This is a genomic window from Limnohabitans sp. Rim8 (assembly GCF_945869175.1).
Taxonomy (GTDB): domain Bacteria; phylum Pseudomonadota; class Gammaproteobacteria; order Burkholderiales; family Burkholderiaceae_C; genus Limnohabitans_A.
Genome location: NZ_CAMBNZ010000012.1, coordinates 25544 through 42871, shown reverse-complemented (window position 1 = coordinate 42871; position 17328 = coordinate 25544). Strand labels below are relative to the sequence as shown.

The window sequence follows — 17328 nt, the reverse complement described above, 5'->3', positions numbered from 1 at the left end:
TGGCTGACAAGTTTAGCTGCTGCAAGGCAAACGGATAAGCAATCATGGCCAGCGTCGACATGACCGTGACACCGACAACCGCCAGCAAGGTGAACTGCTCGTTTTCCTTCGTGGCCGGCAGCACGGATGAAACGGCCAGCACGGCCGATGCACCGCAAATACCTACAGCGCAGCCAGACAACAAACCTTCCTCACGAGACCTGCCTAGCCAGCTCGCCAGCAAAACACCCAGATAGATGGTCATGGCAACAGCCGCGAGGATAACTAGCGCCGTCTGAAGCCCCAGGCTTGCCACCTGGGGTGCGGTGATACGTGCACCCAGCAGGGCCACTCCAACTCGCAGCAGGGAACGACCGCAAAAATTAATGCCTACGGCCATCGCAGGATAGGCTGCCAGGAAATGAAACGACAGGCCAATCAGCAGGGCATAAAGAACCTGTGGTCCACCGTACGTGCTACTTAAAAAAGTAGCGGCTAATGCCAGCACCAAGCAGGTCATGATGCCTGGTAAATAAGTCTTTGCTAGAGCTTGTCCCTGAACCAATCGGGTGCTAAGCAGAGGACGTATTTTTTTAAGCATGATGATCTGAGCGCGTAAAGGGGTAATTCAGTGGCACCTTGATCGATTGAGTGGCTGAGCTTGCTCAAAAATGGAAATTTACGGATGATTTGTCGGATTTTTTGAGTCTGAAATCAAGGCTCGTGAAATTCCTTAATAAATCAATTGCCCTAAAGCTGTTACTTCTCAACATTGTTGAGTCTAGTCCGCAATGGCAGTGTTGCTCACTCCAGATCACCCGCGTCCTCATTGGCATATGCAATCGACCTGAGCGTGTCGCTCACTAATTTCATCTTATGCTGGCCGAACATGCGTTCGTAGTCGCGCTCGATCTGCGTGATGCATTTGTGCATGCGGGTCATGTAATCCAGTCCCACTTCGGTGAACTTGACGAGGGCGGCCCGGCCGTCGGCGTCGTCTGCTTCGCGGCTGAGCAGGCCTTCTTCCTCCAGCTCTTTCACCATTCGGGCCACTGCCTGTTTGGTTACGCCCATGCGGCGAGCCAGGTCGATGCTGCGCGTGCCGTCGACGTCGATATAGGGCAGTAGCCTGCCGCGCGCGTGCATGACCATGTCGGCTTCGCCGTTCATCTTGCCGGCAAGGCGGGAGATGAAGTCGCGGCGCGCCAGGAGGAGTAGTCGACCGATGCCGTAGCGCCGTGATTCTTTCAATGCATTAATTTGCTTCTTGGTGACCATGCAAGAAATATAGCATCCACATTGCGGCGGCTCGCTAAAAATCCTCATATGGTTCACACTGTTGACTATATATACATCGCAGCGTAGATTTGAAATCCAAGGGTCGTCGTGGCCTTGCTGCCCCTCACTTGTCAACACTGGAGACACTTTATGAAGCCGTTAACTTGCGTCCTGAGATTCCTCGCCAGCGTCTGTTCTATCGCGCTTTTGGCCGCTGCCGCCCAGCCTGCTGCCGCGCAGGACCGATTTCCCAACCAGCCCATCAAGATCGTCGTTCCCTACCCGGCGGGCGGCAGCACCGACCTGATTGCGCGCCAGTTCGCCGAGCAGCTCACCCGTGAAATGGGTCAGACGGTCATCATCGACAACCGCCCCGGCGGTGGCACCAACATCGGTGCCGAGGCCGTTGTGAAGTCCAAGGCTGACGGCTACACGCTGCTGTTCGGCAACAACAGCCAGGTACTGAATCCCGTATTCGGCCCGAACCCGCCATTCGATCTGAGCGCGCTTGAAGCAGTCAGCCTCGTCGCGCGCGTGGCCTTCGTTGTTGCAGCCAATCCAAAGACCCCTTTCAACACGGGCGGCGAGCTGCTGGCCGCGGCCAAGGCCTCCCCAGGCAAGATATCGGTGTCTAGTGCGCAACTCGAGCTGTACGTCGAACTGCTCAACGCCAAGGCGGGTACCAGCCTGCTGCACATTCCATATAAGGGCGGCGCACCTGCCACCACCGACGCGATATCTGGGCAGGTCGACATGGTCTATGCCTTGGTTCCTGTCTTGCTACCGCACATCCAAGCCGGTAAGCTTAAGGCGCTGGCGGTCACCACTGGCAAGCGCCTTGGCTCCTTGCCCGACGTGCCAACCTTGACTGAATTGGGCGTGGATTACGACGTCGCCATTTGGTACGGCCTGCTGGCCCCGGCAGGCACACCCAAGCCTGTCACGGACCGGATCGCCGCCGCCACCCAGAAGATCATGAGCAGCCCCGAAATGGGCCAGAAGATCCGTGCCGTCGGCGCGGAGTCGGCGTGGAACAAGCCGGAGGAATTCCAGGCGATGTTGCGCAAGGACCTGGTGTTCTGGCAGCAAGTGGCCAAGACCATGCCACACCTCGTGAAGAAATAAATCCTTTTCCTGGAAGAAATTGACATGGCATTTGAAAAAGAACTGGCCGAGTTCGAGGCGCGCCGAGCCCGGGCCTTGGCTATGGGGGGCGAGAAAAAGCTGGCCGAGCGCAAGGCCCTGGGCCTGCTGAATGCCCGCGAACGAATCGAGCACTTGGCTGACGCCGGGACCTTCATGGAGTCGGGCCTGTTCGCCACTTCCCTGCGTCCCGAGGCCCGCGACAAGTCGCCCGCCGACGGCAAGATCGCCGGCTTCGCCCACATAGATGGCCGCCAGGTGGCGATTGTGTCCAACGACTTCACGGTGATGGGCGCGTCCAGCAGTGATGTCAATACCTCTAAGGTCGGCCACGTCAAGAAGGTTGCCACTGGGCGCGGTATGCCCATGGTCTTTCTCGGGGAGTCCACCGGCGCACGCATGCCCGACGTGATGGGGGCCGCCGCCATCACTGGCGGCGACCGCCCGACGCAGTACCTGCGCATGCGCGAAACGCCTTGGGTCTCCGCCGTTCTGGGCCACTGCTACGGTTCGTCGTCTTGGTATGCCGCGTTAGGCGACTTCGTGGTCATGCGCAAGGGCGCGATCACGGCGGTCTCCAGTGTCAGACTGACTTCGATGGCGATCTCCGAAGAGGTCGATCCCGAAGAGCTGGGCGGCTGGAAGCTGCACACCGAAGTCACCGGCATGGTCGACCTGGCCGTGGACACCGACGAGCAGGCACTGGACGCGGTGCGCCGTTTCCTGTCCTACCTGCCCAGCCACCACAAGGAAACGCCGCCGGTACACCCGGTGCCGCCCGATTCGGGCAAGGAGGCTCACCGTATCCTAGAGATACTGCCCGAGTCTAGAACCAAAGTTTATGACGTGCGTAAAATACTAAATATTATTTACGATACTGGCAGCCTGTTCGAGTTGAAGTCCCGCTTCGGCCGCTCGGTGGTCACCGCGCTGGCGCGCCTGGACGGCAAGACCGTGGGCATCGTCGCCAACAATCCCTTCGTCAAGGGCGGCGCCATCGATCCCGACAGCTGCAACAAGGTCGTGAGCTTCCTAGTGCTGTGCGACTCGTTCAATATCCCGTTGATTTTCATGGTGGACCAGCCGGGCTTCCTAATCGGCGTCGAGGGCGAGCGTGCCGGTGCGATTGGCCGGGTGATGAACTGGATGAACGCGATCTCGTTGGTCACCGTGCCCAAGATTTCGGTGTCGATGCGCAAGTCTTATGGCCAGGCGGTGCTCAACATGGGCGGCGCAGGCAATGCGGACGAAGTGGTGGCCTGGTTCACCGCCGAACTCAACTTTATGGACCCACGATCCGCCGTCACCATTGTTCACGGCGTAACCGAGAAGAATGACCCCGAGCGCTTCCAGCAACTGCTCACCGAGATGAGCAAGGGTACTACGGCCTACGACGCGGCCGCCACCAACGCGGTGCATGCTGTCATTAACCCGGCCGATACACGCGACTACCTTATCCGCGTGCTGGACGTGCATCGCATGCGAATGAGCAACGGCGTCGGGCAGCACCTGATGCGCACCTGGCCCACAAGTTATTGAAACCATGACCGAATCACCCAATAGGAACCAGAGCGGCCCTCTAAGCGGGCACCGCGTCATCGAGCTGTCCTCTACGATCGCAGGCCCGGTTTGCGCGCGCCTGATGGCCGACTTTGGCGCCAATGTCATCAAAATCGAATCGCCTGAGGGCGACCCGGGCCGCAACTTCGGCGCACAGGTGGACGGTGTCTCGCTGTACGGCACGTCGATGTATCGCAACAAGCGCGCCATTGTGCTCGACCTGAAGAACCCAGAGGGTCGCGACATCGCGCTGCGGCTGCTCGATAAGGCTGATGTGCTGGTGGAGAACTTCCGCCCCGGCGTGCTCGACCGCCTAGGCCTAGGCGAGGAGGTACTGCGAAAGCGTAACCCTGGCCTGGTGACGGTGCGTATCAGCGGCTATGGTCAGACCGGCCCTTACCGCGACCTGCCGGGCTATGGCGCTATCTGCGAAGCCGTGGCCGGTGTGCGCCACCTCACCGGTGATCCCGACCGGCCGCCTGCGCGCTGCGCCTTGCCTACGACCGACTACCTCACCGCTGTCTACGCCGCCTTCGGAGCTGTTATGGCGCTGTATGAACGCACGCGCAGCGGCCTGGGCCAGATGATTGACGTTGCGCTTTACGAAAGCGCATTCTCCCAGATGGAAGAAGTCGTGCCATCGTATGATCGCACCGGCGCCATCCCCACCCGTCAGGGACCTCGCCTGATGAACACGGCGCCCAACAGCCTATACCCGACTAACGACAACCACTGGGTTTTAATCGGCGCCAATAATGACGCCATCTTCAGGCGGTTGGCCAAAATCATGGGCCGTGCCGAATGGGGTACTGACCCTCGCTACGCCACTCAGCGCGCGCGCGGCGAGCGCGTGGAAGAGGTCGACGGCTTAGTCACGGATTGGACATCCAAGCGCAGCGCAGACGAGGTAGAGCGCCTGTTGATCGAGGCCGAGGTGCCCGTGTCTCGCGTGAATACAATCGCCGACATCTTCGAGGACCAGCATTACAGAGCGCGCGAGATGTTGATGAAAATTCCGCATCCGAAGATTGGCGAGGTGACCATGACGGGCGTCGTACCCAAGATGTCGCGCACGCCCGGGCAGATTGTCAAGGCCGGCTCGGGCATTGGTGAGGACACGCGTGACGTGCTAGTGCGCGACTTGGGTCTGAGCGATTTGGAAGTCGATCGCCTTGCCGCTTCGGGCGCCGTGTGGTGCGGCGAGACGGGCGTCGCATCGACGCACACTAAAACATCTAAGACCGCGACTGGCTGAACCAAGAGCGCAGCATGTTCAAAAAAGTAGTCGTTACCAACCTTAGTGCGGTCGCCGCCCGCGTGCTGCGCACCCTGAAGGGGCAGGGCATTAAAACTGTGGCGGTTTATTCCAAGGCCGTCAGGGAGCTGCCCTGCATCGGTTTGGCCGACAAGAGCTGCGCCATCGGTGCGTCAGATCCACGCGCCAGCTTCTTTAACCAGGAGGTGCTGTTCGATGTGCTCAAGCGATCCGCCGCCGACGGCCTGCATCCGGGCTATGGCTTCCTGTTAAAGAATGCGGGCTTCGCGCAACGCGTCAACGAAAGCGGGGCGAGCTTCAACGGCCCCAGCCCGCGCTGAGTCGAAGCCATGGGCCACAAGACTCTCGCGCGCGATCTGATAGATGCCCATGGCATGCCCATGGGTGTGAGCTCGGGGCTGTTCAACACCGACGACGCCCTCACCTTGACCGAGGCAGCGCGGGTTTATTCTGTATTCGTTAAGCCGGCGGGCGGCGACGGTAACGGCATGTCGGCCGTAGGCGATGATGCACAACTGCTGCAAGCCGTGGAGCGGACCCGCTCGCTCGCGCAACGCAGCCTTGACAGTGCAGAATTGTATCTAGAGCGCCTGGTTGAGCGGCCGCGCCATGTCTAATTTCAAATCCTAGCCGACAGCCATGAAAATATACGCCAATTGTTCGAGCGAGACTGTTCGATCCAGCGGCGGCACCAGAAGGTGATCGAGGAGGCGGGCGCCCCCGTCATCGCGCGCGCCGAAGTGGCCGCCGCAGCGGAGACCATCACTCGCATCTTGGACCAACTTGGCTTCGACGTGATCGGCACGGTGGAGACTCTGAATGACGGCGCAGGCAATTTCAATTTCCTGGAAATGAACACTCGCCGGGCCAAGGCGGCGAAGCAGGCAGCGGCTACCACGAACACAGAAACAAGCACCATCACTTAAGGAGAAAAAATATGGCACGCATTGAAGTCAAGTCAGAAGTCACGGGCAAGGTCTGGAAAATTGAGGTCCCTGCCGGTTCGAAGGTGGACGCCAACGAGCCGGTGATGATCGTCGAGTCGATGAAGATGGAAATCCCAGTGTGCAGCGAAGAGGGAGGCACCGTCATCGAGCTGCTTGTGGCCGAGGGCGATGCCGTCGAAGACGGCCAGTTAGTGGCGATTCTCAAAAGCTGAAGGACTTTCGTGATTACCATGACCTCCACCGCCTCGCTGCTGCCGGGCACCCCCCTGCCCAACCTCGATAAGCAGCGCTTCACCAGCACCCACATCCTGCGCTGGCTTGCCGCGCAGCAGAACTGGGACAAGATTCATTTCGACCAGCAGTTCTGCCAAGACGTTGCTAGGCTTGATGCCCCGGTGATCAACGGCGCCCTGAAGCAGCACTTGATCGTGCAATTCCTGACCGAAGCCATGCCCTGCGCCTGGCCCTGGCGCGTGGACTACCAGTTCATCGGCCCTGACTACGTCGGCGACAAGCTGCGTGTGCAGGGCGTTGTCACGGGCAGCCAGGTGCTGGACGGCCGGATTTTTGTGTCGGTGGATGTAGAGATTCTTAACACCGACCGGGGCGAGGTCACCGCGCGCGGCAAGGCGGTGGTGGTGCAAAATATATCGGGCGTTCCCGTGCTCAACGCCATCGGCATCGCCGCGCCCGATGGCATGGGCCTGCCGCTCGCGACGTCACCGCCCGACGCTGCGACGGCAGAACATATTAGCCGACTCCTTGGCACTCAGATCGATGCTCGTGAATCGCATTATTCCATCGACCTGAGTCGGCTACGGCTGTTTGCCGACGCGGTGATGGGCCTGCCTCCCAAGCACTTCGACGCGCAAGCGGGCGCGGCGTCCCCTTGGGGCTGTGTGGTGGCCCCGCCGCTTTTCCCCCTGCATGGTATCGAAGCCCTGCCGGGCGCGCTGCCCTTGAGCGAAGATCCGCGCTCGCAAGGCCGCGAGGGTGTTAACGAAGTCGGCCGCGACCTGGCCCATATGTTCGGCATCGACCCCGCTGGCGGCATGAATGCCGGTAACCGGGTCGCGATCCATTCGCTGGCGTGTGCCGGCGAGCGCATCCACGCCGACAGCACACTGGTCGGGGCGCGGCGGCGCAGCGGCAAGCGCGGCGGCGACATGATTTTCTTCGAGACCCTGAACCGCTACTCAGAGGCCAGCGGCCGGCCGCTGGTCACCGAGCGGCAGACGGTTGTGGTCCGTCTAGTTGGCGACTGACGGGGAGATTCAGTACTGGTCTTAGATGGCGAGTGTGATCGATGGCAATTTCAATTGAAAGGCAGAAAGTAATGTGCCTCAGTTGGTAAGTGAATCGCCCCGTAATTCGTGGATGCCATTTGGAGTCTAAGTTTCGAGGCCTTTAGACATCTAACTTACTTGATGCAGATCCTAAGCATAGAATTATTTCACTTAGATATAATTAAGAAAGCACCTGCTTTTCACCGCGTAATGCCCCTTGACATGGTGGGGGTCGCTAGTTCGAATCTAGTCGCGCCTGCCAAATTCGGTAGAAAAAATAAGCATTTAGCGGTAACGCTCGGTGCTTTTTTTTATGGGCCCCCATGCTCATCCAGATCAGAAGACTTCAATTGCGCCAACGTCACGAAGTCAAGCGCACGTTCATGCGTGCAGGCCAGCACAACCGGGGGTGCCACACCGGACTCCCACGCCTCTTTCCATCGCAGCGAGCACAAGCACCAGCGGTCACCCGCTTTCAATCCAGCAAAACGGTAATCCGGGCGAGGCGTGATCAGGTCGTTGCCCCGATTCAGTGAAAAGTCCAAGAATGCTTGCGTGACTTTCGCGCACACCACATGGCTGCCCTGGTCCTGCGCATCGGTATTGCAGCAGCCATCGCGGTAATAACCGGTGAGCGGGTCATAAGAACAAGGAACCAAAGGGCTCCCCAAGACATTCAAGGCGTTTTGGCTCATGGAAGGACTCAGGCCGCGACCATGCCTTGGTGTCGCAACAAGGCGTTCAGGCTGGGCTCCCGACCCCGAAAAGCCTTGAAGGACTCCAGCGCTGGTCGGCTGCCACCCGCTTCCAAAATCGCTTGGCGGTACAAACGCCCGGTTGCCACATTGGGGGTGCCATCATCGGCGGCCGTTTCCTCAAACGCAGCGTAAGCGTCAGCACTGAGCACCTCGGCCCATTTGTAGCTGTAGTAACCGGCCGCATAACCGCCGGCAAAGATGTGGCTGAAGGTGTGGACCATGCGGTTGAAGGCAGGCGGGCGCATCACCGCCACTTCCTCACGCACCTGAGTCAACAGCGGCATAAAGTCTTGTGCGGGGTCATGTTCGGAGTGAACCAACATGTCAAACATTGAAAACTCGATCTGGCGCAGGGTTTGCAGGCCACTTTGGAAGTTCTTGGCCGCCAGCATTTTGTCGAACAAGGCGCGGGGCAGCGGCTCGCCTGTTTCCACATGCGATGTCATGTGGCGCAACACCGACCATTCCCAGCAAAAGTTTTCCATGAACTGGCTGGGCAACTCCACCGCGTCCCATTCCACGCCACTGATGCCCGAGACATCGCGTTCATTCACCTGAGTGAGCATGTGGTGCAGGCCGTGACCAAACTCGTGGAAGAGGGTGATCACGTCGTCATGGGTGAGCAAGGGCGGATGGCCGTTCACGCCCTCTGCGAAGTTGCACACCAGGTGCGCCACAGGCGTTTGCAAGGCACCGGTGTCCGGGCGCTGCCAGCGACCGCGCACATCGTCCATCCAAGCCCCACCGCGTTTGCCCGAACGTGCAGGTGGGTCCAGGTAGAACTGTCCAAGCAACTGGCCATCGCGCTCGATGCGGTAAAACGCCACGGCGGGGTGCCAACCCGGGGCTTGGTCAGTCCGGATATTCACCTCAAACAGGGTTTCAATGATTTTGAACAAACCGGCCAGCACTTTGGGTGCCGTAAAGTAGGGCTTGACCTCTTGCTCGCTGAAGCTGTAACGGGCTTCCTTGAGCTTTTCGCTGATGTAAGGCACGTCCCAAGCGTTGAGCGGTCCGCCGATGCCCAAAGCGCCGGCAGCGAACTCACGCAAATCGGCCAGGTCTTTTTCTGCAAAAGGACGGGCTTTGGCCGCCAAATCGCGCAAAAAGGCGATGACTTTCTCCGGGGACTCCGCCATTTTGGGCACGACCGACACCTGGGCATAGTTGTCAAAACCGAGCAGACGGGCTTCTTCTTGGCGCAAGGCCAGAATTTCCTGCATCAAGGGCGTGTTGTCGAATTTCCGAGCCTCTTCTGGCGCCTGGTCAGAGGCTCGGGTGACGTGGGCTTTGTAGAGCTGCTCGCGCAAAGCACTGCTGTCGGCAAACTGCATCACCGGCAAATAAACCGGCATTTTTAGGCTCAAGCGGTGGCCCTCTTGACCCTCTTTTTGGGCTGCGTCGCGCGTGGCCTGCAGCACATCGGCGGGCACGCCCTTCATTTGGTCTTCGCTCACGACAAGGGCAAAGCTGTCTGTCGCGTCGAGTGTGTTTTCGCTGAACTTCTGAGTGATTTCAGCCAGCCGCTCCTGAATCGCAGCGTAGCGCTCTTTGGCTGGGCCTTGCAGTTCGGCACCGCCCAATACAAAGGCGCGCAGAGCGTTTTTGCGGGCTTGCGTCTGTTCGGTATTGAGGCTGGTTGCGTCAATGGCTTTGTATTTGGCATACAGGCGCTCATCGCTGCCCAATCGGGTCCAGAACTCGGTCACTCGGGGCAGCGCCGCGTTGTAAGCCGCGCGCAACTCGGGGGTGTCGGCCACGCTGTTGAGGTGGCTCACAGCCCCCCAGGCCATGCCCAGGCGTTCGGTGGCCACACCCAAAATTTGTGCAATGGCCGTCCAGTCTGCAGGGAAGTCTTGCGCCGTGACTTGGTCCAATGCCTGCTCGGCGTTCTTGAGAAGCTCATCCAAAGCGGGGGCGACATGGTCGGGTGCAATGCGGTCAAAAAGGGGCAGGACAGACGTGTCAAGCAATGGGTTGGTCATGGGTTATCCAGAGTCAGTTCAATCAAGGCGTTGGATGCTCAAGCCATGCACCGCGGGTCCAGCGCGGAATGACACAACTCAAGCCTTGTATAGTTTTATCAGTTGGCGGCGCGTTCTGCAGCCTCAAGGGTATTGACCAGCAGCATGGTGATGGTCATTGGGCCGACACCGCCCGGGACAGGCGTGATGTGGCTGGCGACTTGTTTCACGCCTTCAAAGTCCACGTCACCGCACAGCTTGCCTTCGTCATTGCGGTTCATGCCCACATCGAGCACCACCGCACCGGGTTTGACCATGTCGGCCGTCAAGACATTGCGCTTGCCCACCGCAGCCACAATCACATCGGCTTGCAAGGTCATGGCTTTGAGGTCTGGGGTGGCACTGTGGCAAATCGTCACCGTCGCGTTCTTTTGCAAAAGCATCAGCGCCATGGGTTTGCCCACAATGTTGCTGCGCCCGATCACCACCGCATGCTTGCCCTTCAGGTCATAACCAATGCTTTCGAGCATCTTCATACAACCAAAGGGCGTACAAGGCCAAAACCCGGGCATGCCCGTCATCAAGGCCCCAGCACTGGCGATGTGAAAACCGTCCACGTCTTTGGCAGGACTGATGGCTTCGATCACTTTTTGCGCATCCATATGCCCAGGCAAAGGCAGCTGGACCAAAATGCCATGGATGCTGGGGTCCTGGTTGAGGGCATGCACACGGGCGAGCAAGTCGGATTCGGTCAATTTGGCGTCGTACCTTTCAAGCACCGAATGCAAACCGCTGTCCTCGCAGGCCTTGACCTTGTTGCGCACATACACCTGACTGGCCGCGTTGTCGCCCACCAACACCACGGCCAGGCCTGGGGTCACGCCTTTGGCCTTCAGAGCTTGGGTGCGGGCGGCCACTTCGGTACGCAGCTGTTTTGACAGGGCATTGCCGTCGATGGTGTGAGCAGTCATGTGTGGGGTTCGATCCAGTCAAAAAGTTGAACGCAAAACGCCCGGCGGATGCGGGCGTTTTGGGGAGAGGGCGAAAGATCAGGCCTTGGGTGCGTTTTGACCCAGGGCAATTTTGAGCAGGTCGGCCACCGTGTTGGCGTTGAGCTTTTCCATGATGTTGGCGCGGTGTGCCTCCACTGTTTTGATGCTGATGCCCAGGTCGTCAGCGATCTGCTTGTTCAGTCGGCCCGCCACGATGCGCTCCAGAACCTGTGCTTCACGGCCCGTCAACTTGGACAACAAAGCATCCCGGCTGGCGGCACTTTGATATTCAGCGAAGGCATCGCGCGCTTCGTCGAGCATGCGCTCGACCAAGCTCAAAAGTTCTTCTTCCTTGAACGGCTTCTGGATGAAATCCATCGCGCCTTTTTTCATGGTGTTGACCGCCATGGGCACGTCACCGTGACCCGTGATGAACACAATGGGCAAAGGCGACTTGCGCTCAATCAAACGGTCTTGCAGTTCCAGTCCGGTCATCCCGCCCATGCGGATGTCGGCAATCAAGCAGGCCACTTCGCGGGGGTCATAGCGGCCGATGAAGGATTCTGCACTGTCAAAACAACGAACCCGATAATCCTTGCCTTCAAGCAACCACTGCAAAGAGTCCCGCACCGCTTCGTCATCGTCCACAACGTAAACAGTGCCTTTTTTTGGAATCAAACTCATTCTTCTATCCCAGTGGGTTGTTGTTGGGCCAAAGTGTTTTCGACCGGAATCCAGAAGGAAAACCGGCAACCGCACACACCGCTGGCATTGTAGAGGTTCTCGGCAACGATCCTGCCCCGATGAGATTCAATGATGCTGCGGCACAAATTGAGGCCAATGCCCATGCCTTCCACCTTGGTCGAGAAAAAGGCTTCATAGACCCGCTCTATGTCTTCTGGCGGTAAGCCTTGACCCGTGTCGGAGACAGAAAACTCCACCACCTGCTGGTTGTCAATTTGCTTGGGCACGATGCGCAGTTCAACTTGGCGCTGTCCATCGGGCCGATTGGCGTTGTCAATGGATTCCGCTGCATTTTTCATCAAGTTGATGAGCACCTGTTCGATCAGGATGGGGTCGACCGTCAGCTGCGGCAATCGGGCTGCCACATGGTGGGTCAAGCGCACATGGCGACGGCGCATTTCGATTTCGGCCAGTTCCAAGGATTCGCTGACCATGGCCGACACATCCGACAAGCTTCTGTTGGGTTCGCTGCGTTTGACGAAACTGCGGATGCGCAAAATGATTTGCCCCGCCCGCTGCGCCTGGCGGGCGGTTTTATCGAGCGCCCACAGCAAGTCTTCTTCTTTGACTTGCTGGGTTTTGATGCGAGAGATCATGCCACTGCAGTAGTTGCTGATGGCCGTGAGCGGTTGGTTCAGCTCATGCGCCACGCTGGAGGCCATCTCGCCCATGGTGATCAAGCGGCTGGCCGTTTGTGCCCGCTCGGCTTGCTGGGCAGCCAACTCCTCTGCTTGACGTCTGGGCGTGATGTCGCTGGCAATCACCATTTGGGCCAATCGGCCATCCGCCCAATTGATGTAACGTGATCGAACTTCCAGCCATTTGCCCAGTTCAGCGACATAAATTTCGGCGTTTTCTGAGCGCGTGATGGTCAGGCTTTCCGTGGGAAGACCCGCCATGTCATCCACATCATCTGAAGGGGGCGGACTTTGGGATGCCCCCGCTTGCTGAACCAAGCGCAAATGGCCTTGGGTGTTTTGGCCAAACCACAGTCGGTACAACTTGTTGGCAAAGAGCAACTCCTCGCTTCCCAGTGGTGCCACCGACACCGATGCATCCAAGGCTTCCAAGACGATGGTGAAGCGTTCATGTGAGCTGGCCAATTGTTGCCGGATGCGGTTGGGCTCGGTGATGTCGGTCATCGAAGTCATCCAGCCCGTTTGCTTGCCCGTGGCATCGATCAAGGGCGACACGTACATGCGGGCATCGAACAATTGCCCACTTTTTCGCTTCACACGAACTTGAAATCCCCCAGCCGAGTGTTGACCACTGATTTCTTCTTCCAGCCTTTGGGTGAGCAGCTCGCGGTCTTGTTCGGGCCAATAGGGAAATGGCGCCACAGCGCCCACCAAGTCAGACTCGTTCCAACCCGTCATTTGGCAAAAAGCGGGGTTCACGTAGGTAATGCGTCCGCGCAGGTCGAGCGCACGCATGCCGGTCAACATGGAGTTTTCCATGGCGCGGCGAAAGTTGGTTTCGGCGACCAAGGCTTTTTGAGCTTGGATACGCCGACGGGTGTGGCGCCAGTTGCCGATCAGCATCCAAGCGGTCATCACGCTCAACATGCTCACCAGCCAAAACAAGCCGCTGCCCACCAGGCCTTGCGAAGTTCGCCAGGCTTGGGCCTTCAAAATGAGATCGTTGCCGACGGGGGACACCGGCACTTGGTAGTCGTTGTTGGGTTTATCGCTGCCGGGCAGCAAATTCCACAAGGCGATGCGTCCCGCAATGGTCTGTCCAGCCAACAGGCGGCCATTGCCGTCTTGCAGTGCCACCGCGTATTTGGCCAGCACTTCGGTGGGCACCCCGTAACGCAGCAGGCCCTCCATGCTGTATTCGGCCAAGATCACACCGTTGAACCGCCCTTGGTCATTGCTCAGTGGCGAATGCAGTTGCAAGACCGCCATTTGGGCATCCCGATCGGCCTCGCTGTCGATTTGACCGTAGATGGGTTGCATCAAGTCGCGGGCCAGGCTGAAGTGGCTTTCGGTTTCGCCCACTTTGAGGACCGAGCCAGCGCGCAAATGTTGGCTGGGCGATATGCTCGATACGCTTTGGTTGGCCAAGATACGGCGGCGATCGTCTATCCAGGTCAGAGATAGAAATTCGGGGTATTGCTGCACCAAGGCTTCGGCCCGGGACAGAAATTGCTCGGTTTTGATCTCTCGGTTGGACACATCACGCGCCAATCGCATCACTTGTTCTTGTCGCTCCAGCAAACGCAAACGCAAGCGCTGCTGCGCGTATTCAACGTCGCGTTTGATGGCTTCTTGTTCGCGTTCAATTTCTTCAAAACGCAGGTACCAAAAGGCGCTGGCGATCGCCGCCAGGAAAAGTACCACGGCCGCAACAGGGGCCAAATTGGCAAACCGGTCCTGCCGGTTGGGCGATTGACTTCGCCACCACGAGAGCCACCACGCCCAAGGGCCGACTTTCTGGACAACAGATGCTGCTTTGTTCAATTCCATGCATTCGAGTTTAGGTGACAACCCTTGGGGATTTGCCCTAGACATTCGCGCTTGCAAGGTAAATTCACTTGAATATTTCACTATGCAAAATCATTAAGCACGATTTGAAAAATTTAAAAATATATGTGAAAATTGGGGCATCATTTTCAAACTATACCCACAGGAGACAATCATGACCGCGGGAACACCTCATCGGCCGGCGCAGGATTTGGACAGCCAAGAAACACGTGAATGGATGGACGCGCTGTCCGCAGTCATCGAGAAACAAGGGGGCGAACGGGCGCACTTCTTGATTGAACAATTGCTCGAACATGCACGCGAAAACAGCATCGACATGCCGTTTTCTGCAACGACCGGTTATATCAATACGATTGAGCCCGATCAAGAAGCCCATTGTCCCGGCAACATCGAAATTGAAGAGCGCCTGCGCGCTTACATGCGCTGGAACGCGATGGCGATGGTGGTCAAGGCCAACCGCCACAACCCCGCTGACGGCGGCGATCTTGGCGGTCACATTGGCTCATTCGCATCCTTGGCCCACATGTTTGGTGCCGGCTTTAACCACTTTTGGCACGCCGAAAACGACTCCCACGGTGGTGATTGTCTGTACATCCAAGGCCATGTGTCTCCCGGCGTTTATGCCCGTGCATATTTAGAAGGGCGTTTGACCGAAGAGCAGTTGCTCAACTTCCGTCAAGAAGTGGATGGCAAAGGATTGTCGAGCTACCCCCACCCCAAACTCATGCCGGAGTTCTGGCAGTTTCCCACGGTATCGATGGGTTTGGGCCCATTGATGGCCATCTACCAAGCCCGCTTTTTGAAGTACTTGCATGCCCGGGGCATTGCCAACACCGAAAACCGCAAGGTGTGGGTATTTTGCGGCGACGGTGAGATGGACGAAGTGGAGTCCTTGGGCGCCATTGGTTTGGCGGCTCGTGAGAAGCTCGACAACTTGATTTTTGTTGTCAACTGCAACTTGCAACGCTTGGACGGCCCTGTGCGGGGCAACGGCAAGATCGTGCAAGAACTCGAAGGCGAATTCCGCGGCTCTGGCTGGAATGTCATCAAGCTCTTGTGGGGCAGCGAGTGGGACAAGCTCTTGGCGCGCGACAAGGATGGCGCTTTGCGCAAGATCATGATGGACACCTTGGATGGCGACTTCCAAGCCTTCAAAGCCAACGATGGCGCTTATGTGCGCAAGCACTTCTTTGGTCGCGATCCGCGCACCCTCGAGATGGTGGCGCACATGAGCGACGACGAGATTTGGAACTTGAAGCGTGGCGGTCATGACCCGCAAAAGGTTTATGCCGCCTACCACCAAGCGGTGAACCACAAAGACCAACCCACTGTGTTGCTGATCAAAACCGTCAAAGGTTTTGGCATGGGCAAAGCGGGTGAGGGCAAGAACAACGTTCACCAAACCAAAAAACTCACAGACGACGACATCCGCTACATGCGTGACCGCTTCAACATCCCGGTGCCCGACAGTGAGTTGGCCAATGTGCCTTTTTACAAGCCCGCGGACGACACCCCGGAAATGCGGTACCTGCACGATCGCCGCAAGGCCTTGGGCGGCTACTTGCCACACCGACGAACAAAAGCCGATGAGCACTTCACGGTGCCTACGTTGGACATCTTCAAATCGGTGATGGAGCCCACGGCCGAGGGCCGTGAAATCTCAACCACACAAGCCTATGTGCGCTTCCTAACCCAGCTTTTGCGTGACCAAGCCTTGGGGCCGCGCGTGGTGCCGATTTTGGTGGACGAAGCCCGCACGTTTGGCATGGAAGGTTTGTTCCGCCAGATCGGAATTTACAACCCCGCTGGTCAGCAGTACACACCCGTCGACAAAGACCAGGTGATGTACTACAAAGAGGATGTGGCAGGCCAAATCTTGCAAGAGGGCATCAACGAAGCTGGTGGCATGTCCAGCTGGATTGCCGCAGCCACCAGCTACTCGACCAGCAACCGCATCATGGTGCCGTTCTACGTTTACTACTCGATGTTTGGCTTCCAGCGCATTGGCGACTTGGCATGGGCTGCGGGCGACATGCAGGCACGCGGCTTCTTGTTGGGCGGCACATCGGGTCGCACCACCTTGAACGGCGAAGGCCTGCAGCACGAAGACGGTCACAGCCACATCATGGCCAACACCATTCCCAACTGCGTGTCTTATGACCCCACCTTCGCGCACGAAGTCGGCGTCATCCTGCACCACGGTTTGAAGCGCATGGTCGAGAAGCAAGACAACGTCTTCTACTACCTGACGCTGCTCAACGAAAACTACCCCATGCCTGGCCTCACACCCGGCACTGAAGAACAAATCATCAAGGGCATGTATTTGTGCAAGCCTGGCGCTGCGGGCGACAAGCGGGTGCAACTGCTGGGCTCGGGCACCATCTTGCGTGAATCCATTGCCGCGCAAACGCTGCTGGCCACCGACTGGGGCATTCAAGCCGATGTGTGGAGCTGCCCCAGCTTCAACGAGCTCACCCGTGACGGCCAAGACGCCGAACGGCACAACATGCTGCACCCCATGGAAACCCCTCGCGTGTCCTTTGTGGGTCAACAATTGGCCCAGCACAAGGGACCTGTGGTCGCTTCGACCGACTACATGAAAGCCTATGCCGAGCAGATCCGTCCGTTCATTCCAAAAAATGCGGACGGTACGGGCCGAACCTACAAAGTTTTGGGCACCGACGGTTTTGGCCGATCCGATTTTCGCAGCAAATTGCGTGAGCACTTCGAGGTCAACCGCCACTACATTGTGGTGGCCGCCCTCAAAGCACTGAGTGAAGACGGTGCTGTGCCCGCCACACAAGTGGCCGAGGCGATCCAAAGATACGGCATCAATGCCGACAAGATCAATCCTCTGTACGCATAACCTGAAACTTTGCCGGACAGACCGAAACGGTATTTTTCTGTCCTCAACT

Annotated in this window: 14 protein-coding genes and 1 pseudogene; 8 read left to right on the top strand and 7 right to left on the bottom strand. The window is 58.2% G+C overall.

The window, feature by feature from the left end:
* Positions 1–580, bottom strand: a 580-nt coding sequence (locus Q0O19_RS03510) for a putative sulfate exporter family transporter (RefSeq protein WP_295520109.1), incomplete at its 3' end; no start/stop codon positions are given.
* 203 nt (positions 581–783) lie between these two features.
* Positions 784–1257, bottom strand: coding sequence for a MarR family transcriptional regulator (locus tag Q0O19_RS03505; protein ID WP_295520107.1), 474 nt, complete (start codon positions 1255–1257; stop codon positions 784–786).
* Positions 1258–1407: 150 nt separating this feature from the next.
* On the opposite strand from Q0O19_RS03505, the gene Q0O19_RS03500 reads away from it, so the two are divergent.
* The 7 genes and pseudogenes from Q0O19_RS03500 to Q0O19_RS03470 all read left to right on the top strand — a co-directional run bounded on the left by Q0O19_RS03500 (position 1408) and on the right by Q0O19_RS03470 (position 7448).
* A complete protein-coding gene (locus tag Q0O19_RS03500; RefSeq protein WP_295520106.1) occupies positions 1408–2382 on the top strand; it encodes a tripartite tricarboxylate transporter substrate binding protein in 975 nt (324 codons plus the stop codon).
* A gap of 24 nt (positions 2383–2406) precedes the next feature.
* A complete protein-coding gene (locus tag Q0O19_RS03495; protein ID WP_295520104.1) occupies positions 2407–3939 on the top strand; it encodes a carboxyl transferase domain-containing protein in 1533 nt (510 codons plus the stop codon).
* Between the two features lie 4 nt (positions 3940–3943).
* Entirely contained in the window at positions 3944–5215 is a 1272-nt protein-coding gene (locus tag Q0O19_RS03490) for a CoA transferase (protein WP_295520102.1), read from the top strand.
* Positions 5216–5229: 14 nt separating this feature from the next.
* On the top strand, positions 5230–5556 hold the full coding sequence (locus tag Q0O19_RS03485; RefSeq protein WP_295520100.1) for a biotin carboxylase N-terminal domain-containing protein: 327 nt from the start codon (positions 5230–5232) through the stop codon (positions 5554–5556).
* Between the two features lie 9 nt (positions 5557–5565).
* Positions 5566–6162 (top strand): annotated as a pseudogene (locus Q0O19_RS03480) (hypothetical protein).
* 11 nt (positions 6163–6173) lie between these two features.
* Positions 6174–6395, top strand: coding sequence for an acetyl-CoA carboxylase biotin carboxyl carrier protein subunit (locus Q0O19_RS03475; protein ID WP_295520099.1), 222 nt, complete (start codon positions 6174–6176; stop codon positions 6393–6395).
* An 18-nt stretch (positions 6396–6413) separates the two neighbouring features.
* Positions 6414–7448: a MaoC family dehydratase N-terminal domain-containing protein gene (locus tag Q0O19_RS03470; protein WP_295520098.1), complete on the top strand. Its 1035-nt coding sequence runs from the start codon at positions 6414–6416 to the stop codon at positions 7446–7448.
* Positions 7449–7780: 332 nt separating this feature from the next.
* On the opposite strand, the gene Q0O19_RS03465 is transcribed toward Q0O19_RS03470, so the two are convergent.
* The 5 genes from Q0O19_RS03465 to Q0O19_RS03445 all read right to left on the bottom strand — a co-directional run bounded on the left by Q0O19_RS03465 (position 7781) and on the right by Q0O19_RS03445 (position 14395).
* On the bottom strand, positions 7781–8164 hold the full coding sequence (locus tag Q0O19_RS03465; RefSeq protein WP_295520096.1) for a DUF2237 domain-containing protein: 384 nt from the start codon (positions 8162–8164) through the stop codon (positions 7781–7783).
* Between the two features lie 8 nt (positions 8165–8172).
* The gene (locus Q0O19_RS03460) at positions 8173–10212 is read right to left on the bottom strand and encodes a M3 family metallopeptidase (RefSeq protein WP_295520095.1); all 2040 of its coding nucleotides are present in this window, start codon (positions 10210–10212) and stop codon (positions 8173–8175) included.
* 98 nt (positions 10213–10310) lie between these two features.
* Positions 10311–11162: a bifunctional methylenetetrahydrofolate dehydrogenase/methenyltetrahydrofolate cyclohydrolase FolD gene (folD, locus tag Q0O19_RS03455; protein ID WP_295520094.1), complete on the bottom strand. Its 852-nt coding sequence runs from the start codon at positions 11160–11162 to the stop codon at positions 10311–10313.
* A 78-nt stretch (positions 11163–11240) separates the two neighbouring features.
* The gene (locus Q0O19_RS03450) at positions 11241–11867 is read right to left on the bottom strand and encodes a response regulator transcription factor (protein ID WP_295520093.1); all 627 of its coding nucleotides are present in this window, start codon (positions 11865–11867) and stop codon (positions 11241–11243) included.
* Positions 11864–14395: a PAS domain S-box protein gene (locus Q0O19_RS03445; protein WP_295520092.1), complete on the bottom strand. Its 2532-nt coding sequence runs from the start codon at positions 14393–14395 to the stop codon at positions 11864–11866. Before Q0O19_RS03445 ends, Q0O19_RS03450 begins: the two co-directional genes overlap by 4 nt.
* A 172-nt stretch (positions 14396–14567) precedes the next feature.
* Here Q0O19_RS03445 and aceE point away from each other — a divergent pair, with 172 nt between their 5' ends.
* Positions 14568–17279: a pyruvate dehydrogenase (acetyl-transferring), homodimeric type gene (aceE, locus tag Q0O19_RS03440; protein ID WP_295520091.1), complete on the top strand. Its 2712-nt coding sequence runs from the start codon at positions 14568–14570 to the stop codon at positions 17277–17279.
* Positions 17280–17328 lie beyond the last annotated feature (49 nt).

Coding starts and splice junctions, on each gene's coding strand:
- Q0O19_RS03505 (WP_295520107.1), bottom strand. CDS start 1,257: ATGGTCACCAAGAAGCAAATTAATGCATTGAAAGAATCACGGCGCTAC.
- Q0O19_RS03500 (WP_295520106.1), top strand. CDS start 1,408: ATGAAGCCGTTAACTTGCGTCCTGAGATTCCTCGCCAGCGTCTGTTCT.
- Q0O19_RS03495 (WP_295520104.1), top strand. CDS start 2,407: ATGGCATTTGAAAAAGAACTGGCCGAGTTCGAGGCGCGCCGAGCCCGG.
- Q0O19_RS03490 (WP_295520102.1), top strand. CDS start 3,944: ATGACCGAATCACCCAATAGGAACCAGAGCGGCCCTCTAAGCGGGCAC.
- Q0O19_RS03485 (WP_295520100.1), top strand. CDS start 5,230: ATGTTCAAAAAAGTAGTCGTTACCAACCTTAGTGCGGTCGCCGCCCGC.
- Q0O19_RS03475 (WP_295520099.1), top strand. CDS start 6,174: ATGGCACGCATTGAAGTCAAGTCAGAAGTCACGGGCAAGGTCTGGAAA.
- Q0O19_RS03470 (WP_295520098.1), top strand. CDS start 6,414: ATGACCTCCACCGCCTCGCTGCTGCCGGGCACCCCCCTGCCCAACCTC.
- Q0O19_RS03465 (WP_295520096.1), bottom strand. CDS start 8,164: ATGAGCCAAAACGCCTTGAATGTCTTGGGGAGCCCTTTGGTTCCTTGT.
- Q0O19_RS03460 (WP_295520095.1), bottom strand. CDS start 10,212: ATGACCAACCCATTGCTTGACACGTCTGTCCTGCCCCTTTTTGACCGC.
- folD (WP_295520094.1), bottom strand. CDS start 11,162: ATGACTGCTCACACCATCGACGGCAATGCCCTGTCAAAACAGCTGCGT.
- Q0O19_RS03450 (WP_295520093.1), bottom strand. CDS start 11,867: ATGAGTTTGATTCCAAAAAAAGGCACTGTTTACGTTGTGGACGATGAC.
- Q0O19_RS03445 (WP_295520092.1), bottom strand. CDS start 14,395: ATGGAATTGAACAAAGCAGCATCTGTTGTCCAGAAAGTCGGCCCTTGG.
- aceE (WP_295520091.1), top strand. CDS start 14,568: ATGACCGCGGGAACACCTCATCGGCCGGCGCAGGATTTGGACAGCCAA.